The following is a 23,474-nucleotide window of genomic DNA, read 5'->3' on the forward strand; positions in this document are numbered from 1 at the left end:
TCCATTCAAGGAAACAGGGTGTTGCCGGCGCGTATGCAGTTTTCGATACGCCGCCGATACGTTGTCGGCCCGCTTTGCCGACCCGCGCGGTGTTCGCCCAGCAGGCCACCAGCCGGTCGCGGTGGCTGTTCGCGGTGAACGGCGCCACCCCCGGCGAGCCGGTCCAGGTCGGCGGCCGTCCAGGCGCGGCCGTCGAGCAGGGTTAGGCACATGGCGGCGCTGGTGCGATCCGTCAGCAGCGCACCCAAGGACGCTAGGTCGGGCTCTTCCGCGAAGGTGTCGGTGCTGGTCACCCGGCCATAGTCGGCGGGCGACGCTTCGACGCCGGCCGAAGGGCCTTGACCGCAGTGTCCTGGCCTATGACGGACGAAACCCCCCGTGCGATCCGCCCGAGCATTCTGTATTTCGGCATGCCCGTGGTCCTGTTGACCACCGAGCACGACGACGGAACCGCCAACCTCGCCCCGATCTCCTCCGCTTGGGTCCTGGGCCAGAACGTGGTCCTCGGTCTCGGCGATGCGAGCCAGACGGCACGCAACCTCGCCGTACGCACCGAGCTGGCGCTCAACGTCGCCGTGCTGGACCTCTGGGAACAGGTGGAGCGCCGCGCCCCGCTCACCGGGGTCGACCCGGTGCCGGAAAATAGGCGCGCGGTGTATCGGCACGAACCCGACAAGTTCGCGCCGCTGGCTTCACCCCCGCCGACGCCGATCTCGTGACCCTGCCACGCGTCGCTGAGTGCGTCCTTCAGCCGGAGGCGCGCGCCTGCGCGCTCACGCCGGGTGGGGAGGGCGGTTTCTTCGGAGACCGCCGCTCGGACCGCGTGAGGCCGCCGGGACGCCGACCAGCGGCTGCGGTTTCGACTGGTCGCTGACGCCGGACGACGCCATGGACCAGGTCGAGGGACTGCCCGCGCGGTAGGCGGCACTGGTCGAGGGACGCCGGGGCGACGAGCGGCATCCGGAACTCGGCTGGAACATTGCGGTATACGTCAGCCACGCCACGGACAGCCTGCGCAACTGGTCCGAGCGGCTGGCCGGAGCACGCCTCTCGGGATCGCGCTCGTTGCCCGGCTACGACCAGGGTCTGCTGGGCCGGGCCCGCTTCTACAACGACGTGGCCCTGGCCGGCGGCCTGTGGTCGCTGGAACGGGCGGCCGATGCCTGGGTGGACTCGGTGTCCGCCGCCCTTGAGGCCCACGTGGTGCTCGAGCACACCGAACGCGGCATCCAGCGCGCCGAGGACGTGGCGCACAACAATGCCCACGATGCCGCGCAGCACGCTGGGACATCCGGCAGGTCCTGGCCGTACGTCGACATGGCCGCACCACCCGCGTAGTCGGCGGGGCGCCTATCACGACCGCGGGGACGTGCGCGCGGGCAGTTCCACCGTGATGCGCAGGCCGCCGGTGTCGCGCGGGGTGAGGGTGAGGGTGCCGTCGTGTGCGCGAGTGATGGTTGTGACGATTGCCAAGCCGAGGCCGACGCCCGTCTGGTTGGCGTGGATGCGCTCAGTGCCCCTCTGGAATGGTTCAGTGAGCGTCGAGACCAGGTGTGGAGGCAGATTCTCGCCGGTGTTTTCGACCGTGAGCATCACGGTGCCGGGGTGGGCGCTGGTAGTGACCCACACCCTGCCCTGTTCGGACAGATTGTGGACGATCGCGTTGTGCACGAGGTTCATGGTCAGTTGCAGCAGGAGCGCTGGCGATCCGCTCGCGGGGGTGATGTCGCCGCGGGTCTCGATGGTGACGCCGTTCTTTTCTGCGAGGGGGAGCAGTGTTTCGGTGGCTTCTTCCGCCATGAGGGACAGGTCGACCTGTTCTCGGGTGAAGGATCGCTGGTCGGCTCGGCTGAGCAAGAGCAATGCTTCAGTGAGGTCGATCGCTCGGGTATTGACAGCTTGGAGGCGGTTTAGGACTTCGCCGGTGTCGTGTGATGGATCGGTGCGGGCCACGTCGAGAAGTGACTTCGAGATTGCCAGCGGGGTGCGTAGTTCGTGCGAGGCGTTTGCCGCGAATCTCTGCTGCTCGGCGACGTGTGCTTCAAGCCGTGCGAGCATCGCGTCGAAGGCGTCGGCAAGTTCGCGGAACTCGTCCTGGCGGCCCGGCATCTGGATACGGTGCGAGAGCGATCCCGTAGCGGCCGTGCGGGTGGCGTTGGTGATGCGAGCCAGGGGGGCGAGCATACGACCGGCGAGGATCCATCCTCCCAGGAGGCCGAACACGAGGAGGAACACCATTACTGCGGCTGCCGTTGGCGCGAAACCCTGCACGAAGTCGGTGACCGGGTTTCTTTTCCATGCCCCCTCTTCGTTGGTTTGCAACCACCCCTGTCGCAGGAGGAACACTCCTGCGGCGGCGAGCGCCAAGGCACCGGCGAGCATGAGGAATCCGGCGTAGCTGAGGGTGAGCTTGAGGCGGACACTCAATCCAGGCGCTCTATCCACGGTTCTCTCCCCTCTCTCCGGCCTGCGGCTGTGCATCGATTCGGTAGCCGACGCCGGAGACCGTGGCGATGATCCACGGCTCACCGAGACGCTTGCGCAGTGCTGAGACGGTGATGCGCACAGCATTGGTGAACGGATCGGCGTTCTCATCCCACGCGCGCTCCAGAAGTTCCTCGGCGCTGACGACACCACCCTCGGCGGCGATGAGGACCTCGAGTACGGCGAACTGCTTGCGCGTCAGCGCGACGTAGCGGCCGTCCCGGTAGACCTCGCGTCGGAACGGATCCAGCCGCAGCCCCGCGATCTCACGGACCGGAGGCCGGCTGTGGGCACGCCTGCGGTCGAGCGCCCGGAGCCTGAGGACGAGTTCCTGCAGTTCGAACGGTTTCGTGAGATAGTCGTCGGCGCCGAGTTCGAAGCCGGATGCCTTGTCGTCGAGGCGGTCGGCCGCGGTCAGCATGAGGATCGGCATGCCGCTGCCCGAGGCGACGATGCGTTTGGCGATCTCGTCACCGGAAGGGCCGGGGATGTCGCGGTCGAGGACGGCAATGTCGTAGCTGTTGATGCTCAGCATTTCCAAGGCGATGTCGCCGTCGCCCGCGAGGTCGGCCGCGATTGCTTCCAGGCGCAGGCCATCGCGGATGGCTTCCGCCATATAGGGTTCGTCCTCGACGATCAACACACGCATACTCTCGATGTTACGAGCGGGCATATATCGTCCGCGTATCAAAAACCGCATACGCGCCGACGACACCGCGCCACCGTCTATCAGTGCATCGTGACCGCCTTCAACGAGCATCCCGGGAAGGCATTCGGGGGCCGTGACCTGTATGAACACCACGATCTGCCCATCGACGAGCCCTCGATCAGCGTCACCCCCGAGGGGGTCATTGGTGCGGACGGCGAGGGAACACGGCAGGTCATACCGACGGCCTCCCTCGCCGTGTCCGGACCCGTCGGTAGCGTCAGGCTCAGCTGCACGATCCGTACGGGGCCGTTCCGGGGCGGGCGGCGGGCGGGCGGCGGACGCTGCCGAGGGCTGCGGCCTGTTCCCGTAGACGTACGATCTCGTCGTGCTGTGCGGCCAGGCGCGAGACGGCGAGTTCCTTGAACGTGGTGAGCTCGGCAACGGTCTCGTCCCGCTGAGCCAGGCGTTCCTTGAGCTCGGCGACCTGGGCCTTGAGCCGTTCGATCTGCGAGATCCGCGGGTCGACGACCTCTCCGGCCTCCTGCAGAGCACGAAGGCGCCGCTCGAACCCTTCGACTCCGTGTCGGCATCGCGCGCCGCCTTCCAGCAGTCGGTGCTTATCTGCACTTCACTCGAATGGGTGGGGCGGGCTATGAGACGCAGGAGGATGTTCCTTTCCTGAGGGGACAGCTGATCGGTTGCTGGCATGGGGCGCCGGACGGCCGGTTGTGGCCAGGACAGGGTCCTGGATGGCCAGCTGCACCAACAATCAGCGGGTGATCAGCCATGCCTCCGGATGCGAGGGCATCTTCCCGAACTAGGACGACCACGAGCTGACCCGTGAGGAGGTCGCTGAACTCGTTCGATGGGCGAAGATGCGCTGGCCTAGCCGCCCTCGGCGTTCTCGCGCGCCGAGGCGAGTTCGATGCCCCTGATCCGGCGCAGCCACCCGACGAGAAGGCGCAGGGCGATGCCGCATCCGGCGCACCAGCCCCAGCCATCGGTGAGCAGGGTGTGCAGGCCGTCCGCGTGCTGGATGTAGACGACCTGGGTGCCGACGGCCGCGGTGATCAGTCCGTTCGTTCGTGATTCCTTCGAGAGCAGCCAGTCGACCGGCAGCCATAGGGGGGCGACCAAGTCCCGTAGGCGCATGCGCAATGCCGCCCAGAGGAAGCCGAGGGCGTAACGCGCCCTGCGGCTGGGGGAGAGGACGATGCCGTTTCCCGGATCGCCGGCTAGGACCGCTGCCCACTCCTGCCGGAGGTGTGCCCTGTGTCGGCCGGCTACGAAGGAGGCGAGGTCCACGGTCCGGCGGGCGGCTCTGCCCGGCGTGGGGGGCGTACGAGTGTGGGAGGAGGCCGGGGTCTCTTCCTCCGCGCCCGGCGGGCGATTGCGTAGAGCGGTGATCAAGAGGCTGGCGGCGGCGAGCAGGATGGCGAGTGCCGTGATCGTGCCGAAGAGCCAGCCGCCGCTGAGCAGGTCTTGGGCGAACGCCGACTCCGGGTCGAGCAGCTTCACCCCGTAGCCCACCAGCAAGAAGATCGCGGTCGCCGTTCCGGCCAGGATCGGGATCAGAACGGCGAGAATGGTCGGCCACCCGGGGCGGTCGTCCTCTTCGCGCTGCCCCTCCGTGCTCATGCCGCGCCCCCTTCGGCCCTGGCGCGCAGCCCGAAGAACCGGGGCTTCCGTTCCCTCGCCTCGCGCGCCGCCTGCTGGCCGACTGCCGTGAGCTCGTAGTAGTACCGCTTGGGCCTGCCTGGGTGCTCCCCGGTCTCCTCGTACCGGGTGACCCAGCCCGCGTCGACCAGGCGCTCGAGGATGGGGTACACCGTCCCGGACCCGAGATCGGCCTCCTCGCAGATCTTCAGACCCCAGGCGGGGGAGTCGGGGGTGGACGCCAGCAACACCTTGATCACCTCAAGTGTCGGGCGTGTAAGTCGAATTGATGCCATATCACGAGTGAAGCACCGCGTGGAGCATATGTCGAGTACGACAGACGGTACCGCGGTCGAGATGGCAGTCGAGGGCGCGGCGGTCGGACCGGCGCTAGTCGGGTTTCACTGATCCTTCTTTGTTCTGCGAGGTGTGGGAATGCCGAGGTCGACGGTGGGGCGTTGGGTTCGGCGGTGGGTGTCGTCGCGCTTGGCGCGGAGGAGCTGGAGGGTGAGGTCGAGCCCTTCGAGCTCACCGGCCCAGCCCTCGGCTTGAGCGCGGGCTCTGCGGGTGATGAGGTCGGCTTCCAGGTCGTCAAGCCGGCTGATCATCTTGGGGCTGACCTGGAGCATGGGACGTCGGATGCACGCGTGTTCATGCTGGCAGGGGGTGCCGTAGGGACGCCCGCATGCGCCGAGTTCGACCTTGCGCTTGTCGACGTGCTCCTCGAACTCGTCCCACTCGTCGCTGGTGACGTCGCGGTATTCGTGGTCGGGGCGGAGCTGGCGGCGTTCGTTGAGATGGGCGAGGTAATGGCGGATGACGTCTTCGTCGAACACGGCTAACGGTGGAGTCGGGTATTGGAACTGTCTGAATGCCGGGTCCAGGTGGCACTCGCAGCTGGTCTCGGCGCGATAGGTGACCACGTGCCGAACTGGAGCGATGGAGCGTCCCCGCAGGTGCTGCCGAAGCACTAGGGGCAGCCCACAGTGCGGGGGTGCGGAGGCTTGTCGGCGCCACGCACGTATACAGAGCGTGCGGGTTGGTCGTGGTGAAAGACCAGGGCGCGTTTCTGCCAGGGGGAAGCTACGACGACGTCAGTGACGGGATGGATCGCTTCCCAGTCGAAAGACATGAGCTGGGTGTCTTTGAGCTCGTCGTTCCACAGCCCCATGGAGATGAAATCGTCAAGGACAAAGCAAGCGACGCGGCGCTGTTTTCCGTGCTGCTCGGCCAGGTCCAGCTTGGCCATGACATCGCTGCGCAGCTGGATGGTGGGGTTGAGAAGGTTCCGGATGGACTCCCAGATGTCGGGGAGTGCGTGCCTGATGCTTTCGGACACGGTGATGATGGCCAGGCCGGGCCGGGAAGCAATGAGCCCTTCGGGGTCCACGTGGGCGCTGAAGGATGCGGTGAAGGCTACCTGGCAGAAGATGCAGTGGAGGCGGCCTGGTTGGTGGGATCGGTGGCTCTTGTTTCTACTGTCGTAAGGCGTTGTTGAGTAGATGCTGGCGTACTCCATGGAGCGGACGGCCTCAAGGACCTGGTCATAGTCGCGGACTAGCGTTGTTGCCGGAATGCCGATGACCCACGGGAGGGTGAGACCGAAGTCGGAGGGCGGCCCCTCGAGGTCGCCCATGTAGTTGCCCTCGTGATGCTTGTTCCAGGAGGAGAAGTTCCGCAGCGTGCCGGAGTCGACGATGGATACGACTTCGACGGCGGCCCGTGGTCCGGTGAAGTCGTAGCGGCCGTTGTGGGGGTGTTGGGGTGTGGGCGGTATGTGCATGTCGCCGCAGATGAAGCACCGGTCGTAGGGGGTGAGTTGACCGAAGAGGCGCCGACAGACCCAGAAGGCGAACTGTTCGGAGTGTTGCTTCTTCACACTGCTCCCTGATGGTGTGAGGTGAACCATGAGAAGGGTGCGCCCGCCCCCCCGAGCAGTCAGCGGGCTGCATCGGAATACCTCAGTCATGATCTTCCTCGCTGGCTGACGTCGGCGGCATAGGCGGCCCAGTCCCCGCCGGATGCCTTCTGCCACTGGACGGCGACCTGGATGTGGACGCCGAGCATCCGGGCGAGGATCGCGGCGGGGAGTTCTGCGGCGAGGGTGAACAGGGCAGTGGAACGGTCCTGTTGGGGTTGAATGCCGATCTTGTGGAGCCGCAGGCCGATCTGGCTGTCGCTGAGCGGGCGACCTGGCTGGCCTCCGGGGAAGAGCCAGGGAGCATCATCCCGGGTGCCGATCTTGGCCTTGCCTCGTCGGTTCGCGACGAGTTCGCGGACCAGGGTGGCCAGCGGCATGGGGAGGACGACCGGCGAGGTCCCGAAGGCGATCGCGACGGTCTCGCCGGTGATATTGACGTCGTCGACGGTGAGCTGGCTGATGGTGGAGATCTTCTGTGCGTAGAGGATCAGCAGCAGCCCGGCGACGCGGTCCGCGGTGGGCAGGGTGTCGTCGTTGAGGAGGCGTCGTGCGTCGGCCCAGCGTTTCTCGCTGTCGATGGTGCCCTGCGGGCCTGTCCAGCGGACAGTGCCGAAGGTGAGGCCATGCGCATGGCGGTGCTATACGGACCAGCGGACGAAGTGGCCGGTCTCGTCGCGGTAAGTGAAGGCGGGATCGGTCATCCAGCGTTCCAGGTCGGCTTGCGTGCAGGCGTCCAGGGCGAGTCCCTGGGCGGCGAGCCAGGTGAGAAAGTTGTCGGCGGCGGTGACGTGGCAGCGAACGTTGAGGTCCTGGAGCTGGGTGGTGTGCTGGTCGCCGATGCGCCGGCGGAGTCGGCGCAGGTGGTGCCAGACCGCGTAGCCGTGCAGGATCCGGCGTGCGGTGATGTCCGTGCGGGCCTGGACCGTTTCGGTGATCCATTTCTCCAGGGCGACGAGCCGTTCGTCGCGAGGCGTCAGGGCTCCCGTGGCAACGAGGACGCTGCGAAGGTGCGCGAGCACCTTGCCCGCAGGAAGGTCGTCGAGGATGTCGTGGGTGACGCGGCGTTCGTCGCGGCCGATGCGTTCCAGCATGTCCTGGACCTTCGGCCGGGAGATCCAGGCCAGAGCGACATCGGGGCGCTCGGCACTCGTCAATGCCTCGTGGAACGGCACAAGTTCAGGGCCGATGGTGCCGGTGTTGTTGCCGAGTAGACCGCGGATCCTCTGGTCGAGGACGCATCGCTGGCAGGCCCGGGGGCTGAGCTGCCAGGTGGTCTCGCAGACCGGGCAGCGTCCCCAGAAGCCGGGGTCGGGATTGGTGCACTTCGCGCACAACGGCTCCTCGAAGCTGCCGCCGCGGGCTTGGGCGACGTTGCCGCAGCCGTTGCAGGTCACCCATCGCTGCTGGCAGCGTTCGCACCAGGGCTGTCCGGTGGCCCGGGACATCTCGCAAGGGGCGGTGCGGCCGCAATGCCCGCACTCCTGGACCTCCTTCGGCCTGCAGCTGGGGCAGCGGACACCGTCGGCGAGCCGGACCGCGACCGGCCGACGGCGGCCGCAGCCGACGCAGACTTCTAGATTGACCGGGTCACGGATCAGACAGGTGGGACACAGCGGCTGACCGGCGGCATCCCGTGTAGCGGGTTCACGAACGGCGCCGCAACGTGCGCAGGGGACAGCCGCATGCTTGGCGAAACAGGCCCGGCAGATCCGCTGGCCCTCCAGGAGCTTCGACAGCGCCTTCACCCCGTGGCAGCGCGGACAGGCCGGCTTGACGACGGTGGTGGCGCCGCCGGCGACGAGTTCGCTGATGAACCGCAGCACCGCCGGAGTGGGAGCCTCGTGCCCGGCGCTGGTCAGCAGCTCGGGACGCTCGATCACGGCCCAGGCCAGTCGGTACTGCCCGGCAGGCCGCTTCGTGGCTCGTTCGAGAGCGGTCCGGACGGTGTCAGCATCGAGCGCCGGGTCGAGGCCGGTGATCAGCTGGGTGAGTTCCTTGACGGGATCGCCGTCGATGTCGGGGCATTTGGCGCATCGGGGCTGGCCATGGCGGTCACGCCTGACGACTCGCCGCTGCTGACGGCAGCCCGCGCAGACGGCGGGCTTGTCGAAGCAGGGTGAGCATCCCCAGCGTCCGCCCGAGCGGCTGCCGACGTAGGGGCGGGGGCGACCGCATTCACCGCAATGGGGCAGGGCGGTGTCCCGAGCACCTGCTTCACGGAGGGCCATCAGCAGCTTGGCGACGCGGAACGGCGCGGGTGGCTTGCCGGTCCGCAGCAGCGAGGGGTTGTCGTGGAGCGCCTGGGCGAGATTGCGGCGGCCGGCCCGTGAGCGTACGAGGTTGCAGACGATGCCACGGACGCGGTCGGCGTCCAGGTGCTTCTCGACGTTACCGACCAGCCGCACGATCATCCCGACCGGATCGGCGAGGACCTCCTCAGAGTTCTCAATCACCGGTCAACTCCACTGATCCGCGCTCGCCTTGGCCGCAGCTCGCCGACACCTTCGGTGACGGAGGTCCCACCTGCGGCGGCCTTCTTGGGCTTCTTCGCCGCCGCGGCCGTGGCGATCGGTTCGATGAGGTCGTCCATGGGGCAGTCGAGGATGTCGAGCAGGGCCATGAGGATCTTGAGACTGAGTCGCTCGGGTCGTCCACGACGAGGCGGTAGACCTGGCTGCTGGACAGCGTGATGCCGCGTTCCTTCAACGGCGCCATGAGATCGGTGGTGGAGAACATCCCGCGGTCCGCCATGATCTTGCGCAGGTGCCAGTGGTAGTCGAGCTTGGCGGCCATCATCGGGTCCTTCCTCGTCAGACGCCAGCGAACGCCGGGGCCAGTGCCTTGCTCAGAGCAGTGTTCATGAAGTCGTCGCTGACGTGCGTGTAGATCGCGGTGGAGCTGTCGCAGTCGTGGCCGACCTGCTGCTGGATGAAACGACGGTCGACGCCGTCCTCGGTCCAGGCCCTCGATGTGGACGCCTCTGCCGGAGGCGCCGTCGAGGATCTTGGTGACCTGTTCGGCGACCTTGTCGGTGTCGAGGTCGGTCAGGCAGTTGCTGAAGGAACCGCTGCTCTGCACGGCGTCGGCTGAGGAGGCCAGCATCATGCCGGCGCCGCCGAGCAGGATCGGGGAGAGGAAGACGACGCCGACGCCGGCGGCGAGCCACTTCAACCGGAGCGGACCGCTCGCCGGTCAGCGTTTTCGGGCAGGGGTGGGTAGCGAGACGTCACGAGGGTGCCCTTCGGGGTGCGGTGTCCGGCGTGCCGCGTGCGCGAGGCGTGGGGGAAGGGCGCGGCGGCCGGGGTGGGCGATCAGGGGCGGGCCTGTGCGGGCGAGTTGCCGCTCGCTCCGCGTGGCCGGGCCGTGAGCTAGGTGTGCCGGGGCAGGGGGTACCTCCGTGAGGCGAGGCGGGGAGTAGCCAGCGGCGGTGTGCGCCGGGCGGTTCAAAAACAGTAGGCGCAGATCGGCGGTTGACCAAAAAGTCGGCGCGAGGTATCGGAATCCGGCACCTCGGCAACGCACTTCTTGGTCGTCGGCGGATTCGCCTCTACAGTTTTTGGACTCCCCTCGCCCTCCTCGGTCTGCGGCCCTGGGCTTCTGCATGCCAACTTCCGGCCCGCGAGGACTTCTGCGCGAGGCGGTGAGTTCCCTCCGCGATTCCGCACCCGAATAGGGGTTCCTCTTTGCCTTTTTCCCTGCACCAGGGCGACGCCCTCAGTGTCCTCGCCGGCCTTCCGGACGACTGCGTCGACTCCGTCATCACCGACCCGCCGTACAACAGCGGGGGTCGGACCGCGAAGGAGCGCACCACCCGCTCCGCGAAGCAGAAGTACACCTCCGCCGACGCCAAGAACGACCTCGCCGACTTCACCGGCGAGAACATGGACCAGAGGTCTTACTCGTTCTGGCTGACGCAGATCATGACCGAAGCCCACCGCCTTACGAAGCCCGGCGGAACCGCGCTGCTGTTCACCGACTGGCGCCAACTGCCCACCACGACGGACGCGATCCAGGCGGCCGGATGGCTGTGGCGCGGTGTGCTGGCCTGGCACAAGCCGCAGGCCAGGCCGCAAAAGGGCCGGTTCACGCAAAACTGTGAATTCATCGTCTGGGCCTCGAAGGGAGCGATCGACGGCTCCCGGAACCCCGTCTATTTGCCCGGCATGTACTCGGCCTCGCAGCCCTCGGGGGCGAAGCGCCAGCACATCACGCAAAAGCCTGTCGAGGTGATGCGCGAGCTGGTCAAGATCAGCCCCGAGGGCGGCACGGTGCTCGACTTCTGCGCCGGCTCCGGCTCCACGGGCGTCGCCGCCCTGCTGGAAGGCCGGGACTTCATCGGCGTGGAGAAGACCGAGCACTACGCGTCGATTGCGGCCGACCGGCTCACCGAGACGATCCGCGAGACCCTCACACAAGACGACGTCATTCTCACTGCCTGAGCCGCGAGCGCGCTACCCGTCAAAGCGACAGGCGCCCTGGCCGGCAATCCGACGAAGCGGACTTGAAACTCGCTGGCCGCTCCGCGCGTCGCCGCTTCCGTCTTCCTCTCATTCCACGTCTCGTAGGAGGCCCAGCTTTTTCATGCCCGAATCCACAAAACCGTCTGACAATGGGGAGTTGGAGCCGGTTCGCATTCCGGATCCGCAGCTGGAGGGAATCGAGGCGAGCGTCCGACGGCTCATGGAGCAGTCGGCGCAACAGGCGCAGCAACTCGACCACCTCGCGTCCGCCCCGGCACCGGGCGGATCGCCGTTCGCCGCGTTCGGCATGCCGGGGCTCGGCGGCCCGCATGCCGCCGCTCCGCCGGAACCCCGCCCGATCCTGGAACTCGACGGAGAGGAAAGGGAGGACGAACTCGACGCTCTGTCGGACTGGGTCGACGACTTCCTCCTCCCGGTCTACGGGGCGGAGGTCACCACCGCGGCGCCCTGGTGCCTGCAGTGGCAGGAGCACGATGATGTCGTGGCCTGGCTCCACGCCCTGTGGCTCGCGTACCAGCAGCACAAGGACCCCGAGGCCGGATTGAGCGGCCTGTTCGTGTGGCACCGGGACTTCCTCACCCACGCCGTTGCGGCGATCCGCGCACCGGGCGGGCCGCTGTCGGCCTGCATGACTTCTCCCGATCGGCCCGCGCACCGTCTTCTGCCCGGCCCGCCGCCGTCCGTGCGCACGGATGCGGCGTCCACGGCGCAGCCTGCAGGAACCGCCGAGCCGGACGAGCAGGCGTCGTGACCGCGGGAGTGGGACAGCCCGCCTTCGGACTGAGCTTCGACCCCCGCGCGCTGACCGATCTCCTCCAGGCCCCCGGCGATATCCGCGACCTCGCCCTCGCCTACCTGCAGGAAGTCGTGAACGCGCAGCGCTTCGGGCTACGCCTCGACGGTGACCTGGAGGGCTATCGCAAGCTGTTCGTGGACTCGCGCAAGGACTGGCGCGTCGTCTACGGCGTCCGCCCTGCGCCTGCGGAGTCCGCGCACCAGAAGGAGATTCACGTCGTCGCGGTCCGGCCGCGTGCGGGCAACGATGTCTATGACGAGGTCGGCCGCCGCCTGGGGATGACCCGCCGGCCGCTGAGCGCCCGCACCCACGCGGCCCGCTCCCGTTCCCCGCAGCTGACCAGCCGTGCTCCCGCGCCTCGGCCTGGTCCGCCGCCCACCGCACTGCCGGGTCTGCCCCGTCCCGCCCAGAACCCCGCGCACCATCACACCCGCTGAACGCTATGGAGCGCCGCCTATGCCCCCTGAACCCGCGCCGACACCAGCCCGCCGTGCGGTCTCCCCCCTCGACCATCGTCTCGAAGCCGTCACCGGCCACGACATCGACACCCTGTGGGCCTACCGCGACCGCGGCGTCCTCGACGAGCCGCATGCCCGGCTGGTCGACCAGCACCGCGAGTTGGCCAAGACCCAGACTGGCGTCACCTTCTACCTCCGCCTCCTGGGCTGCCTTTCCAGCGGCGAGTTCGACGTCGATGACGCCTTGTTCACGCGCATCGACCGCACCGTGGCTCAGCTGGAGGAGACCGCCGGCGCGCGGGACGCCGCTGCCCGGAAAGTGCTCGCCGCCCTGGAGCCCATTGAGGCCGCCGCGGCGGCCTCAATGCCCGGCGCGAAGCCGCTCTCGATGGATGACCAGGCGGCGCTACTCGCCATCGCTGGCGGCGCCAAGCTTTACGAACACCTGCTGACCGGCCGATTGTCCGTGACCGCTGCCTCCGGGGCCCGCATCTCTCACGCCAAGCTGCAGCGGCTGGAGGACGCCGGCATGGTCGTCCGGGACACCGGCCACCCCGTGCACGCCGGCCAGCCGATCGCACTCACCGACGCCGGACGCGCCGCGCTGCTCGCCACCCGACGTACGCCCACGACCCAGGCGTCGAAGCTCCCGGCCCGGTCCGGCACGTCGCCGTCCACCCCGGCACAGCATCGCTGAACTCCACCTGCGAGGTGCGGAGCTTTCCGGTGCCGTGACAACCCTGAGCTTCAGCTCATGAATCGGGTCACCATCGTGCGCGCAGCACGCCGTCGCTGTCGGGTAGAACGGCTTGGAGCAGTGGACTGCGTTCGTCGGTGTAGAGGGACAGCGCGCAGGCCGCTCGCGCGTCGGCTACCAGGGCAGCGAGCTCCTGGTACTGGGTCTCATCGACGGTCACGTCTCTGATCGTTCCGTCCTTCGTCTCCCAGACGAACTCGATGTGCCATTCGGACGGCAGTGCGGTCAGGACCGCTCCGACGTCGGGTTGCAGGTCGGGCCAGACGGTCAGCAGGGCGCGCGGGCCGAGACCGGCGCGCACCGTGTTGAGGTTTTCCGTGGTGAGACGGTGCCAGCGTGTGGCGTTGACGATGTGTGTTTCCTCCAGGAGCAGGCCCTGTCGCGTCGCCAGCTCGGTGCGTACCGTCGCCCAGAAGCCTTCGTCGGCGGCTTCTGTCACCTCTGGTTCCGCGGCGTAGGGGGAGGCGGCTAGCGGTTCTGCGAAGAGGCCGAGTTCCCGCGTACGGGCCACGGCGTCCGTGCAGGGTCGGTCGCTGCCCACGTACACGTACTGGTCCCATCCGACGTGCACGGCAAAAACGTCTCCCGCCTCCAGCCGACACCAGGCGCCCTGCTCACGGAGCATGACGCGGATCAGCTCCAGGGCCACCGCCAAGGAGACCTCGGCGCCGTCGTGGTAACCGGTGAGGTCAGCCGGGAAGAGACCGGTAAGACCGTGTCCCTCGACCGCCGGCTGGGCACCGAAGTGGACGAGCCCGGCGACGGAGGGCTCACGGATCTCCAGCCGGTCGATGCCCACAGCTTCCGCGAACGCGGAGATTGCCTCCAGGTACGCGGCCTCGACTGGCCCGTGGTCACTGACCGCCTCCTCCGCGCCCCGGTAGCTGCCGTGCTCGTCACGGTCGGCGGGGTCGTACTTCGTGATCCGGTGAACGAAGGCAGGCGGCACGCTACTCCTAGACAAGGTGGAAGGTAGCGCCAGCGTAGGTCCCGAGCCGAACTCGCAGTTCCCAGTTCCGCTGCACAGCCCGACAGATCTTTCTGGTGACAGAAAGACTGCCGAATGAGCGCCTGTGACAAGTCGGACGCCTCGCGTGTGACAACCAGGCTGCCTCGGTCGTCCCCATTCACCAGCTCAGCCGGTCCCGCTGGTGACAACTCCTGAGCTTCGGCTCAGTCCCCTTGCCGAACACCCCACTCCCGACGGGGCGCACAGCTACTACGTCCTGTTCGGCCGCTCCGCCGCCTACGGGCACCCAGGCATGCCGCAGTACGTCGCGGTGCACTTGAAGCGGGACCGGGAGAAGGAGACGTTCGACTTCGAGCAGGCTTTGTTGCCGTTGCCGTTGCCGTTGCCGTTGCCGTTGCCGCTGCCGCTGCCGGTGATGGCGCAGTCCTGGCTCATCCACCGAGGCGGCCCGCCCGACGCCATCGGCCTCAACCCCGAGCTGAGCCCGCCGCTGGCCGACGAGGCGACGCGTGCGCTGGAGCGACGCCTCGCGGGCGATGGCGACCACTACGCCATGGGCTACTCCTCCACCCGAGATGACCCGGACGACATGGTCACCGTCGTGGTGCTGCGCGCCCTGGAGCGAGCCCCCTCCCCGTTCCGCGTCGTGGTCGAGGAGGTCGACACCGGCGCCTGGACCCACACCTTGCGCGAGGGCGGCTTCGACACGGTGGGCGAGGCCCTGCAGTGGTGCGACGACCGGCTTTCCGGCGAGGCCGGCCCTCTGCCGCCGGTCCGCCCGGCAGCCGCAGCCAGCCGCCCGGTCGCCCTGCCGAAGGCCCCTGCTCCGCGCTCTCCCGGCCGCTCGCGCGGAACGCCCGGGCCGATCGGGCGCGGCGCAACATAGCCGACGATCGCCGGTTAGCCAAACCGGCGATTCTCCGGACTCTTATACAGCCGCCGGGACAACCCCGCGGCGCCCATCCACGCAATCCCTATGCCTTCACGGAGGTTTCTTCCGCATGCGCGCCACCCGAATGCCATATCCTCGGCCATGCTGGGTGCACTCGCACTCCCGGTCTTGTCCACTGCGCCCGTGAGCGCGGCCCCCGCCGCTGCCACCTCGGTGGTTACCCCCTGCCCGGATCTGCCGCCGCTGCCGTACGAGGTCCACGCATCCGCCGTGACCATCCGCTCCAAGGCCAGCTCGAAGTCCACCGCGGTCGGAGTGCTCTACAAGAGCCACAAGTTCACGGTGCACAAGAAGAGCGGCAACTGGCTCTACATCACCGACCGGACCACGGGCGTCAAGGGCTGGGTCTCCGGCACCTACGTCTACCGCGACACCCGAATGTGCCTGAGCTGACAGGAATTCCGCAGGACCCCGTCAGTGGCTGAGCCGCCGGGTACGGCGGCCCCTCACATTCTTAGGCATCGGCCTTTTCAGAACAGGAGTTTCCTTTTTGACCGACGGCATATCCGATGACGCTGAGGATGTCGTGGGCGTGCTCACCGAACGGATCGAAGCGCGCTTCGTCATGGACATGGACCAGTTGAAGGCCGCGGTCGCCGCCGCGCCGACCGCGAACCCTGACGCCACCGATGTCGTCAAGTGGCACGGCCTTCTCGTCGAGGCCCAGTTGGTGCTCGACCACGCGGAGGAAGACCTCCTCGCCGCGCTGGAAACCAGCCCAGCGAGGTCGACGACCCGACGATGGGTCTCGCCCACCGCGTGAACGCGGCTGTCACCGCACGCGACGGCAGGGCCATGGTCGTGCGGTGGCTCCTCGACCCGGACGCTCCGGGCAAGAAGGACCTCGCCGCCGAACGGCTCGCCCGCCTTCGTCCCCGATCCGGGCCTGCGGTGCAGACCAGCGCTCCCCACCGACCCGCGGGTACACCCGCGCCGGCGTCGGCGGGGCGGGCGGGAAGGCCCGTTCGATGAGCCGGTTCAAGGCCAGCACCATGGACGCCGATCTGCACAAGGTCTTCGGGAACCCGGTTCCCGAGCTGCACGAGGCGGCTGCCGGACCCGACGCCTCTCCTGCGCTCGCCCGTGCCCTGGAGCTGCGCTCCTTCCTGGCCCTGACCGAGGAGCAAGTCGCCCGCGTCCGGGACCGCGTGCACGCGGACATGGATCCGGACCGCGACATGGGCAAGCTGTCGGCGGACAAGCTCCGCTTCGACGCGCAGTGGCTGGAGGCGGCGCTCGATGCCCGCGACGGCTACCGCGCAGCCCTCGGCGAGCTGCTGCGCACCATGCCCCCGCCCGACCAGCGGGCCCGGCCCGTACGCACGACGCAGCTCAGGGCCACTGCAACCCTGCCCCCGTCCGCCGCCCCAGCACCCACACGTGCCGGGGCGGCACGGGCCCGCCGAACGTGAAAGCCCCCGCTTGCCCCACCTCACGTCCACCGAGATAGCCGGACGGATCGAGGACCTGTACGGCGCGCCGCTCGCCGACCTCGAAGCCCACGCCCAGGACCAGCCGCCCGGCATGCTCTTGGCCCTGCTCGGCATGCACGACGACCTCGCCCTCGCCGAGCGCAGCATCGACCTTCACCGCGACCAACTCGCCCGGCTCATCCACCCCGAGCGGCAGATCGGCCGGCACGAGGTCTCCCACCTTCTCGACGGTTCACGCCGGCTCGCCGAAGCCGTCGCAGTCCGCGACGTCCAGGCCAAGTCGGTCTTGGCCGTCCTACAGAGCCTCGCCCGTGCCCCGGCCCCGGCGCCCGCCCCGCCGACTCCCTCGCCACCCCCAGCGGCTCCGCCCCTTCCGGCTCAGAGCACGGCGCACAGCCGCTGACCGCAGGCGATTTCCCTCACCTCACCCAGGAGTTCATCCCTTGGCCATCACCGCTCTGCCCCCTGACACCGAAGCCGACATCGCCCGGGTCACCGAGGCCCTCGCCATGATCACCCCGCGCTGGAACGTGAGGATCCTGCTGGCACTCTCCGGCCCGCCGCAGCGATACAGCGAGCTGGCGGCCAAGGTGTCCTGGCTGCAGAACGGCCAGCTCCACCCCAAGCTCAAGTCACTGTGCGACGCCGGTCTTGTCGAGCGCACCGAACACACCGCACGGCATGTGACCTACGGCCACACCGAGCGTGGCGCAGCCCTGCTGCCGGTCCTGCCGATGATCGTCACCTGGGCCGAGGAGCATCTGGAAACGCCGGACCGCCCGCTGCCCGCGATCGAGCAGATCGAGGACAGCCTCACCCTGCTCACCCGGCGGCACGCCGCCGCCATCCTGTGGGTGCTGAAGTCCCGCGATCAGGTCAGCGGCCGGGCCCTGGCCCGGATCGTGATGCCCAGCAGCGACTGGACCAACGTCTACCCGCCGCTGCGGCAGCTCGTCGCCGACGGACTGGTCGACACCGACGGCATCGGCCTGCCCTACCGGCTGTCCGCGGCGGGCGACGGGCCTGGGCCCCGTTCTCGGCGCCCTGTCCGCCTGGTCGGCCGGGCAGCCCCTCAACCAGGCGGCCCAGCACCCCGTCTGGGGGCACCCGCAGGCGACTCCCACGCCCAGGCCATGGGGCAGCAGCCAGGCCCGGCCGGCCCCCGCGGCACTCCCGTCCGCCCGGACGGTCGGGGCCTCTCCGGCGTGGCACAACCGCGATCTCTTCTCCCACGCCACGACTATCCGCCCGAAGGCGGCCATCCAGGCGGGAGGACCGCGCCGATGACCACCCTCTTCACCCCTGCCGAGGTACGCAACGCCATCGAGCTGCTGGCCTCGCGCTCCTTGATCCGCCTGGTCACCGAGATCGACGACAACGGGGCGATTCCGCCGCGAGGGCTGGCCGGTACCCTCCCCGACCTCGACTCGCACCAACTGCGTCGCGCTTCCGAGACGGCCCGCGCCTGCGGTCTCGTCCGGGTCGCGCCTGGCGCCGGTCTGGAACTGACCGAGGCTGGATCGGAGTTGGCCGATCTGTACGACGCGGCTGCGCGCTGGGCCCGACGCCACGCCTACCCGGCCCCGGTCTGCGCGTTCAGCACTCGCATCCGACACGTCCTCGACCTGCTGGTGCTCTCGATCCCGATCGAGGGCACCGACGGCCTCTCGCGACGGTCTGCCGCGCGCCTGCCGAGCGACGAGGCCGAGGCGGACCTTGCCCGTCCCCGGGCCCTCCTGATCCAGTGGCTGGCCGGCAACCCCCGCATCACCGGGGTGTCCGAGCCCGAGCCAGCCGCGTGAGCGCAGCGGTCACACCCCGGCCTGCACCCCACACCGCCGGGCTGATGCGCAGCATCTACCTGCCGCGCACAGCGGACGCCCTCGCGTTCGCCATGTCCACCTACGGCATCCCGCTGCTGGTCCTGGCGACCACGCGCTCCGCCGCGCTGACGGGAGCGGCGTTCGCTCTGGAGTGGATCCCGCGGCTGGCGGCGTTCGGGTGGGCCGGATCGGTCGTCGACCGGCGCAGGGCGGCCGTCGTCTTCCACCTCGCCTCCCTGGGACGCGCGATGGCCCTCGCCGCCGGCGCGGTCCTCCTTCATCTCCACCCGTCCGGCATCGTGGCGAGCGCGACCGTGATGGTGCTCGCGGCGACGACCGGCGTGCTCACAGAGTTCAGTTACATCGCCGCCGAGACCGCGGGCGCAGCCGCCGGCCGACGAGCGGGAGCGCGGGCCCACCGCGTCCAGGGTGTCCTGCTCGGGATCGATCAGACCGCGACCCTGGCCGGCCCAGCCCTCGCCGGAGTGCTTCTGCTCGCCGGACCGCCGCCGATGCTCGCGGTGATCACCGTGCTCTCGCTTCTCGCGGGCGTCGTCCTTGACGGCGAAGCGGTCGTCGTGGTCGACGGGCGGATCTCCTTCGCGGCTGCGCAGTCCCGCGCTGCTTCGTCGCCGGCCCGGGCGCGGGAGTTGGCGGAGGTGTACCCGGCACTGTTCATCGTCTGGGACGTGCTCGCGCTGCCGACGGGCGACGTCCGGGCCCGGCCGTACGAGGAGCGGCGCGCGGCCATGCTTGACGTGCTGGTCGGTTTGCCGGGGCCGTCGCGAATTCAGGCTGTGTCGGCGACGGACGATCCGGAGGTCGCGCAAGCTTGGTTCGACTCGCTTCAGGACACGGGCGTCGAGGGAGTCGTCGCGAAGCTGGGGACGAGCCCGTACCGGGCGGGCCGGTCCTCCTCGTGGAAGAAGGTCCGGCACTCCGAGACGGTCGACGCCGAGGTCATCGGCTACACGGGACCGGCCGCCCGCCCGCGCACCCTGGCGGTCCGCTTGCCGGGCGGTCGTACGGTGCTGTCGCAGGCTCTCGGGGCCCCGCTGGCCGCGCAGGTCGCAGCCCTGCTGGCTGCCGCGCCGGTGTCCGGGCGTGGTCGTACGGACACCGGCGAGCCGTACACGGTGACCATGGCGGATCTCGTCGTCGAGGTCCTGGCCGGCACGATCCGGCATGCCGTGGTCACTGTGACGAGATTGCGGTGACCTATCCGGTGATGTGTGGGTAGGTGCAGACGTAGCCGGTCTTCCAGTCGGCCAGGGACCGCGGGTGCCACCTGACCGTGACGGTCTCCCCGGCGAGGGGGGAAGCGCGGGCAATGGATGCCGTCCCACTGGTTTGTGAAGTGCCTCATGCCCACTTCGCTGTCGTAGAAGGCGGGTTGGCCGCAGTGGGCGCACACGACGACGCGGCCGGCGTACGCCTGGAAGGCATCCGCGTGCCGTGTCTGCTGCAACGTCCGCGAGACGGGGCGCGGGTACTCCTCCCGGAGCCTGCCGAGTGAGAAGGCGTCCCAGTCCATCCGGAGGAGGGCGGACGCGGCGGGAAATGCCGGGCAGAAGACTCCGCCGTCCTGCTCGGCGAAGTGACTCGGGCCGCTCACGCTGGCGTATGCCGGCTGTCCGCAGCTCGTGCAGATGTAGATCTCTCCGGGTAGTCGCGGATGCTCGCACCCGGGGCGCTGGCCGTCCGGCGGCGTGCACGGGTGTACCGGGGATCACTGTCGTCGTGGAAGGCGCGGACGTCTTGCTTGCGGCGGCGGTCTCGGGTCATCGGGAGTCCTCCCTGGCACGCCCACGCCCACGCCCGCGCCGAAGCGAGGAGAAACAAGTCGTCGTACGCGATTCGGGGAACCTTGTCCGCTTGCGGGGCGTGGGTGCTGGTCCGCGGGGATTCCGGCGCTGCGTTGCCGCCTCGCCGGGGCTCCTACCCGCGACTGGGCCGGCCGAGTGCGTTGCTGGCCCAGTTGCCGAGGAAGCTCCCGCGTGGCCAGCACGCCCTCGTCCGCACGGACTCCGCCGACGGTTCCCACAACTTCCTTGACTGGCTCACCAGGCGCAGGCGGTGGCTGTCGTACTCGGTGGGGATGACCATCACCCCTCCGCACCGCTGAACGAAGACCCAGCTATGTTGCATCTACTACCTGCAAGCAGAGGAGGGGCCGTGACTGAGGTCGTGAATGCCTGACTGGGGCACTACTGGGAGACGTACTCTCTGGTGCTGGGAAGATCTATGACAGTCCGAGAGTTATTGGCGCGCACAGGCTGTGTGGAAGATTCTATTTTCACCCCTGAAGACCAGGAAGAAATAGACGACTTCTTGTGGGAGGGGCAGCAGGAGCCGCACCGGTGGACAGCAGTGTGGGCGGGTGAAGAAGGGAACTGGGTCTACCTTGTCACCCCCCACAGCGCGAGCGCTACTCTGCCGAATCGGCTAGCATCCGTATCGCGGGCGACGACCGCCGTCGCCTTTTCTCGGGTGTTCGCGATGTGCAATGTGCACTTGTGGGAAGAGCAGCAGGAAGTCACCTCCTTTGAAGTGATGCGTTCCTACGAACGGAGCGGCAATGCCCCTGACCGGCTGCTTCCACTGCTTGAGCAAGTAGGGTGCTTCGATGGTGGATTAGAGTGGGAGGGCAAGGGTCTGCGCATCGTATACGAGCTGACAGGGGTGCAGGTCCCCCAACTAACTCCGGGGTCCATTACCATGGCCAGCCTGCCAGCGATTCCCTAAGGGCTGTCCCGTCAATGATCTACGACATGCTTACTGACCTGCTCCCTCCTCGCTGTTACCCGGCGAGGGTGAGGTTGTGGAGGCGGGCGATGCCGAGCATGGCGTGGTGAACACCCTCGCCCTTGAGGCGGCAGTCGCGGAGAATCTTCCACGTCTTCATGCGTGCGAAGGCGTGCTCGACGCGGGCGCGGACCTTGCGGTGAGAGGCATTGTGTTCCTCTTTCCAGACTGGAAGTTCGGCCTGGCCGGTTTCCCGGCGGTGCGGGATGACCAGGCCGGTGCCGCGGTAGCCGCCGTCCGCGATCACGGTTGTCCTGCCGACGGCAGCTTTCGCGCCGGGCAGCTCCCATGCCTTGCAGTCATTGCGGTTGCCTGGCAGGGGTCGGCCGACAGCGACGACGAGCCGGGTGTCGGCGTCGAGGACGACCTGGTGGTTGGTGGAGTACCGGTAGTTCTTCGAACGCTCGGCAATGCTGTGGTCGCGGGTGGGAACCAAGGTGCCGTCAACGATCAGCACGGCGTCCTTGCGGAACCGCCGACGTCGACGCAGAGCAAGGGTTGGTCCGAGGTGGTCGATGATGCGGTCGGCGGACGACTTTGAGATCCCGAACAGCGGAGCGAGCTGTCGTAGTGTCAGGTTGGTTCGCCAGTAGGCGATGACGAGCAGCACGCGGTCTTCCAGCGGCAGACCCCATGGTCGCCCCTTGCGTACCGGGGCCGCGTCTTCCTTCCGCAGCGCGGCGAGGAGCGTGCCGAACTGCTGCGGGCCCAGCCCAGTGAACGGGCCTATCCAGTGGGGCTCCGATGCCGTGATCACACCAGTCACGGCGAGATCATCTCCCGAACCCGAGAAGCCGTGTTGAGCTACGGGATCTCTGGGTACTGAGGGCGTTTCCGCTTGAGTTTGGCCAGGTCGCTGAGATCAATGCCAGAGGCTTTGGCGTATTGCCGGGACCAGTCGGCGACAGCTTGCCGGAACAGATAGTCGGGGCGACGGACCACCGGTTCCTCGCCACGGTTTCGCAGCTTGGCGACAGCCGCCCGTTCCAGATCCTGATCACCACACTGACGAGCCAGAAGGATGGCCTGCGCAAGCCGTGCCGGTTCGCTGTTGGCCGGCGTGAAGGACCAGACCCCGCCCCGGTGGGCATGGTGGTCTGCCAGGAGCAACAGCCCCAGGTCGTGGGAGTCGCGGACGAAGCGCAGGGAGGGCGGCCCGTAACGAGTGACGCTGACGGTGACCTCGGAGGCGAGTGGAGCGCTGCCCGCTGGCCAGGGGTAGCAGGCGGCGGGCGGGATGTCAGATGGACCTGGGTCGCCGGATGGCGAGGGGTGGTCGATCCGGATGCCCACCCCGCCGAAGCCATCCATCTGGTCACGGAGAGCGGTGTGCTCCGTATAGACCATCCAGCCGAAGGCCGACCGGTTGTAGCGGTCCTTCCAGATCGAAAGCGTGGTGTGCAGGGTTCCCTGGACGAACGTCAGCTTGCCGCCATCGACGCTGACAGGAGCTGTTCCGAGCAGCTCGACGAACTGATCGGCCATCCTTCGTACTGTCCAGGGGCGCGTCACGAAGGCATGGTAGGTGCTGCCCGCACGGGCCAGACCACCAGGACTCCTGTCAGTCCACCCATCATCCGCAGATCATTTACGGGACAGCCCTTAGGGGCGCGTGTTCCCGAAGTCCGCGAGTCCCGCGACTGGAGCAACAACGCATGATATGCACGGGAAAGGAGCGGTGCGGTGCTCACGGCACCACACCGGTCCCGTCGTCATCAGCCCACGGACATCCAGAACTTGTCGTCACTGAGGACGCGCTGGTTCTGATAGAACGCAGACAGAGAACCGCCCACTGACTGGTTCTCACTCAGCGGCACGTGACCGATGGTGCATCGTTTACCCGTGACGCTTCCGTACTCATAGACCCACCACTGGCCGTCCTCGTAAGCCGGCCGGATCTCGGCACAATCCGCTCCGGTCAAGCCTAGTTGACCGCCGCTCTGCTTCGTGGCCGCGAACGAGAACTCGTCACAGCTGTCGTTCGCCACGATGTCCATCCTCTGCCAGGCGCCGTCCTCGCAGATCTTCGCCCGGTTCGCAGCGGCTACGAATTGTCCATCTCCCGCGTCAGTGGGCCCCCTGGCCGTAGTAACCCCAATGGTCTGAGAGGTTGTTCATCGACCACGCGACGTTGACCTGACCAGCGTTCTCCATGGGGAGTGCCATGGTCGGTTCGAACTCGGGGAACACGCACCCCAAGGAGCCCGCCGCGATCTTGTCGCAGCGGACCTTCATCGGGATGGGCAAGGTGGCCGGGTTGATCAGAAAGGCCCCCGTAGCCCGGATGGT

General features: G+C 68.2%; 26 protein-coding genes and 7 pseudogenes. 17 read left to right on the plus strand and 16 right to left on the minus strand.

The features are described from left to right. Positions 1-5 precede the first annotated feature (5 nt). A complete protein-coding gene (locus ABZ078_RS26690) occupies positions 6-293 on the minus strand; it encodes a hypothetical protein (RefSeq protein ID WP_356579183.1) in 288 nt (95 codons plus the stop codon). A 117-nt stretch (positions 294-410) separates the two neighbouring features. Between ABZ078_RS26690 and ABZ078_RS26695 the strand changes: the two genes are divergently transcribed. Further along, positions 411-719, plus strand: coding sequence for a hypothetical protein (locus tag ABZ078_RS26695; RefSeq protein ID WP_356579185.1), 309 nt, complete (start codon positions 411-413; stop codon positions 717-719). A gap of 346 nt (positions 720-1,065) precedes the next feature. Continuing rightward, positions 1,066-1,338, plus strand: a complete 273-nt coding sequence (locus ABZ078_RS26700) for a hypothetical protein (protein ID WP_356579187.1) — start codon at positions 1,066-1,068, stop codon at positions 1,336-1,338. A 15-nt stretch (positions 1,339-1,353) separates the two neighbouring features. Here ABZ078_RS26700 and ABZ078_RS26705 read toward each other — a convergent pair whose 3' ends face one another. Together ABZ078_RS26705 and ABZ078_RS26710 are read right to left on the minus strand one after the other, a co-directional pair. Continuing rightward, positions 1,354-2,445 (minus strand): HAMP domain-containing sensor histidine kinase, encoded by a 1,092-nt coding sequence (locus ABZ078_RS26705; protein WP_356579188.1) that lies wholly within the window; start codon positions 2,443-2,445, stop codon positions 1,354-1,356. Beyond that, positions 2,438-3,133, minus strand: a complete 696-nt coding sequence (locus ABZ078_RS26710; protein ID WP_356579190.1) for a response regulator transcription factor — start codon at positions 3,131-3,133, stop codon at positions 2,438-2,440. Before ABZ078_RS26710 ends, ABZ078_RS26705 begins: the two co-directional genes overlap by 8 nt. A gap of 385 nt (positions 3,134-3,518) precedes the next feature. On the opposite strand from ABZ078_RS26710, the gene ABZ078_RS26715 reads away from it, so the two are divergent. Then, positions 3,519-3,815 carry a hypothetical protein gene (locus ABZ078_RS26715; protein ID WP_356579192.1) on the plus strand — a complete coding sequence of 99 codons (297 nt, stop codon included), beginning with the start codon at positions 3,519-3,521 and terminating at the stop codon, positions 3,813-3,815. A gap of 701 nt (positions 3,816-4,516) precedes the next feature. Here ABZ078_RS26715 and ABZ078_RS26720 read toward each other — a convergent pair. The 9 genes and pseudogenes from ABZ078_RS26720 to ABZ078_RS26760 all read right to left on the minus strand — a co-directional run. Next, positions 4,517-4,720 (minus strand): annotated as a pseudogene (locus tag ABZ078_RS26720) (hypothetical protein); the annotation flags it as partial. A gap of 47 nt (positions 4,721-4,767) precedes the next feature. Beyond that, complete coding sequence (locus tag ABZ078_RS26725) at positions 4,768-5,049, minus strand: PadR family transcriptional regulator (protein WP_356579194.1); 282 nt, start codon at positions 5,047-5,049, stop codon at positions 4,768-4,770. A 141-nt stretch (positions 5,050-5,190) separates the two neighbouring features. Beyond that, complete coding sequence (locus ABZ078_RS26730) at positions 5,191-5,625, minus strand: integrase (protein ID WP_356579195.1); 435 nt, start codon at positions 5,623-5,625, stop codon at positions 5,191-5,193. Between the two features lie 134 nt (positions 5,626-5,759). Continuing rightward, positions 5,760-6,668 carry a hypothetical protein gene (locus ABZ078_RS26735; protein WP_356579197.1) on the minus strand — a complete coding sequence of 303 codons (909 nt, stop codon included), beginning with the start codon at positions 6,666-6,668 and terminating at the stop codon, positions 5,760-5,762. Positions 6,669-6,754: 86 nt separating this feature from the next. Next, a complete protein-coding gene (locus ABZ078_RS26740) occupies positions 6,755-7,087 on the minus strand; it encodes a hypothetical protein (protein WP_356579199.1) in 333 nt (110 codons plus the stop codon). A gap of 261 nt (positions 7,088-7,348) precedes the next feature. Beyond that, on the minus strand, positions 7,349-9,163 hold the full coding sequence (locus tag ABZ078_RS26745; protein WP_356579201.1) for a site-specific integrase: 1,815 nt from the start codon (positions 9,161-9,163) through the stop codon (positions 7,349-7,351). Beyond that, positions 9,160-9,503 (minus strand): annotated as a pseudogene (locus ABZ078_RS26750) (helix-turn-helix transcriptional regulator). The gene ABZ078_RS26745 and the pseudogene ABZ078_RS26750 overlap by 4 nt, the downstream one beginning before the upstream one ends. A gap of 17 nt (positions 9,504-9,520) precedes the next feature. Next, a pseudogene (locus ABZ078_RS26755) lies at positions 9,521-9,664 on the minus strand (site-specific integrase); the annotation flags it as partial. 1 nt (position 9,665) lies between these two features. Continuing rightward, positions 9,666-9,881: pseudogene (locus tag ABZ078_RS26760) on the minus strand (hypothetical protein); the annotation flags it as partial. 512 nt (positions 9,882-10,393) lie between these two features. On the opposite strand from ABZ078_RS26760, the gene ABZ078_RS26765 reads away from it, so the two are divergent. The 4 genes from ABZ078_RS26765 to ABZ078_RS26780 all read left to right on the plus strand — a co-directional run bounded on the left by ABZ078_RS26765 (position 10,394) and on the right by ABZ078_RS26780 (position 13,142). Continuing rightward, positions 10,394-11,149 carry a site-specific DNA-methyltransferase gene (locus tag ABZ078_RS26765; RefSeq protein ID WP_356579203.1) on the plus strand — a complete coding sequence of 252 codons (756 nt, stop codon included), beginning with the start codon at positions 10,394-10,396 and terminating at the stop codon, positions 11,147-11,149. 241 nt (positions 11,150-11,390) lie between these two features. Continuing rightward, positions 11,391-11,942 carry a DUF4913 domain-containing protein gene (locus ABZ078_RS26770; protein ID WP_356579249.1) on the plus strand — a complete coding sequence of 184 codons (552 nt, stop codon included), beginning with the start codon at positions 11,391-11,393 and terminating at the stop codon, positions 11,940-11,942. Further along, the gene (locus ABZ078_RS26775) at positions 11,939-12,424 is read left to right on the plus strand and encodes a hypothetical protein (RefSeq protein ID WP_356579204.1); all 486 of its coding nucleotides are present in this window, start codon (positions 11,939-11,941) and stop codon (positions 12,422-12,424) included. Before ABZ078_RS26770 ends, ABZ078_RS26775 begins: the two co-directional genes overlap by 4 nt. 19 nt (positions 12,425-12,443) lie before the next feature. Further along, on the plus strand, positions 12,444-13,142 hold the full coding sequence (locus ABZ078_RS26780; RefSeq protein ID WP_356579206.1) for a hypothetical protein: 699 nt from the start codon (positions 12,444-12,446) through the stop codon (positions 13,140-13,142). A 67-nt stretch (positions 13,143-13,209) separates the two neighbouring features. Here the strand turns inward: ABZ078_RS26780 and ABZ078_RS26785 are convergent, their stop codons facing one another. Further along, positions 13,210-14,151: an RNA-binding protein gene (locus ABZ078_RS26785; RefSeq protein ID WP_356579208.1), complete on the minus strand. Its 942-nt coding sequence runs from the start codon at positions 14,149-14,151 to the stop codon at positions 13,210-13,212. 202 nt (positions 14,152-14,353) lie between these two features. On the opposite strand from ABZ078_RS26785, the gene ABZ078_RS26790 reads away from it, so the two are divergent. The 10 genes and pseudogenes from ABZ078_RS26790 to ABZ078_RS26835 all read left to right on the plus strand — a co-directional run bounded on the left by ABZ078_RS26790 (position 14,354) and on the right by ABZ078_RS26835 (position 21,125). Beyond that, positions 14,354-15,058 (plus strand): hypothetical protein, encoded by a 705-nt coding sequence (locus ABZ078_RS26790; RefSeq protein ID WP_356579210.1) that lies wholly within the window; start codon positions 14,354-14,356, stop codon positions 15,056-15,058. 147 nt (positions 15,059-15,205) lie between these two features. Further along, entirely contained in the window at positions 15,206-15,517 is a 312-nt protein-coding gene (locus ABZ078_RS26795) for an SH3 domain-containing protein (RefSeq protein ID WP_356579212.1), read from the plus strand. A 97-nt stretch (positions 15,518-15,614) separates the two neighbouring features. Further along, positions 15,615-16,096, plus strand: a pseudogene (locus ABZ078_RS26800) (hypothetical protein). Then, complete coding sequence (locus ABZ078_RS26805) at positions 16,093-16,536, plus strand: hypothetical protein (protein ID WP_356579214.1); 444 nt, start codon at positions 16,093-16,095, stop codon at positions 16,534-16,536. Before ABZ078_RS26800 ends, ABZ078_RS26805 begins: the two are co-directional and overlap by 4 nt. Positions 16,537-16,546: 10 nt before the next feature. Next, positions 16,547-16,960 carry a hypothetical protein gene (locus ABZ078_RS26810; RefSeq protein ID WP_356579216.1) on the plus strand — a complete coding sequence of 138 codons (414 nt, stop codon included), beginning with the start codon at positions 16,547-16,549 and terminating at the stop codon, positions 16,958-16,960. Between the two features lie 40 nt (positions 16,961-17,000). Continuing rightward, positions 17,001-17,844 (plus strand): annotated as a pseudogene (locus tag ABZ078_RS26815) (winged helix-turn-helix transcriptional regulator). After that, positions 17,841-18,359, plus strand: a complete 519-nt coding sequence (locus ABZ078_RS26820) for a regulator (RefSeq protein WP_356579218.1) — start codon at positions 17,841-17,843, stop codon at positions 18,357-18,359. Before ABZ078_RS26815 ends, ABZ078_RS26820 begins: the two are co-directional and overlap by 4 nt. Further along, positions 18,356-19,597, plus strand: coding sequence for a hypothetical protein (locus ABZ078_RS26825; protein WP_356579220.1), 1,242 nt, complete (start codon positions 18,356-18,358; stop codon positions 19,595-19,597). The genes ABZ078_RS26820 and ABZ078_RS26825 overlap by 4 nt, the downstream gene beginning before the upstream one ends. A gap of 752 nt (positions 19,598-20,349) precedes the next feature. Further along, positions 20,350-20,490, plus strand: a pseudogene (locus ABZ078_RS26830) (IS1380 family transposase); the annotation flags it as partial. An 89-nt stretch (positions 20,491-20,579) separates the two neighbouring features. After that, entirely contained in the window at positions 20,580-21,125 is a 546-nt protein-coding gene (locus tag ABZ078_RS26835) for a DUF6461 domain-containing protein (protein WP_356579251.1), read from the plus strand. 55 nt (positions 21,126-21,180) lie between these two features. On the opposite strand, the gene ABZ078_RS26840 is transcribed toward ABZ078_RS26835, so the two are convergent. The 3 genes from ABZ078_RS26840 to ABZ078_RS26850 form a co-directional block, all read right to left on the minus strand. Then, entirely contained in the window at positions 21,181-21,951 is a 771-nt protein-coding gene (locus ABZ078_RS26840) for a transposase (protein WP_356579222.1), read from the minus strand. Between the two features lie 38 nt (positions 21,952-21,989). Continuing rightward, on the minus strand, positions 21,990-22,670 hold the full coding sequence (locus ABZ078_RS26845; protein ID WP_356579224.1) for a hypothetical protein: 681 nt from the start codon (positions 22,668-22,670) through the stop codon (positions 21,990-21,992). 230 nt (positions 22,671-22,900) lie between these two features. After that, the gene (locus tag ABZ078_RS26850; protein ID WP_356579225.1) at positions 22,901-23,173 is read right to left on the minus strand and encodes a hypothetical protein; all 273 of its coding nucleotides are present in this window, start codon (positions 23,171-23,173) and stop codon (positions 22,901-22,903) included. Positions 23,174-23,474: the final 301 nt, after the last annotated feature.

This window comes from Streptomyces sp. NPDC006385 (assembly GCF_040612485.1).
Classification (GTDB): Bacteria; Actinomycetota; Actinomycetes; order Streptomycetales; family Streptomycetaceae; genus Streptomyces.

Coding starts and splice junctions, on each gene's coding strand:
- ABZ078_RS26695 (WP_356579185.1), top strand. CDS start 411: ATGCCCGTGGTCCTGTTGACCACCGAGCACGACGACGGAACCGCCAAC.
- ABZ078_RS26710 (WP_356579190.1), bottom strand. CDS start 3,133: ATGCGTGTGTTGATCGTCGAGGACGAACCCTATATGGCGGAAGCCATC.
- ABZ078_RS26740 (WP_356579199.1), bottom strand. CDS start 7,087: ATGCCGCTGGCCACCCTGGTCCGCGAACTCGTCGCGAACCGACGAGGC.
- ABZ078_RS26770 (WP_356579249.1), top strand. CDS start 11,391: ATGGAGCAGTCGGCGCAACAGGCGCAGCAACTCGACCACCTCGCGTCC.
- ABZ078_RS26780 (WP_356579206.1), top strand. CDS start 12,444: ATGCCCCCTGAACCCGCGCCGACACCAGCCCGCCGTGCGGTCTCCCCC.
- ABZ078_RS26795 (WP_356579212.1), top strand. CDS start 15,206: ATGCTGGGTGCACTCGCACTCCCGGTCTTGTCCACTGCGCCCGTGAGC.
- ABZ078_RS26805 (WP_356579214.1), top strand. CDS start 16,093: ATGAGCCGGTTCAAGGCCAGCACCATGGACGCCGATCTGCACAAGGTC.
- ABZ078_RS26820 (WP_356579218.1), top strand. CDS start 17,841: ATGACCACCCTCTTCACCCCTGCCGAGGTACGCAACGCCATCGAGCTG.
- ABZ078_RS26845 (WP_356579224.1), bottom strand. CDS start 22,670: ATGGCCGATCAGTTCGTCGAGCTGCTCGGAACAGCTCCTGTCAGCGTC.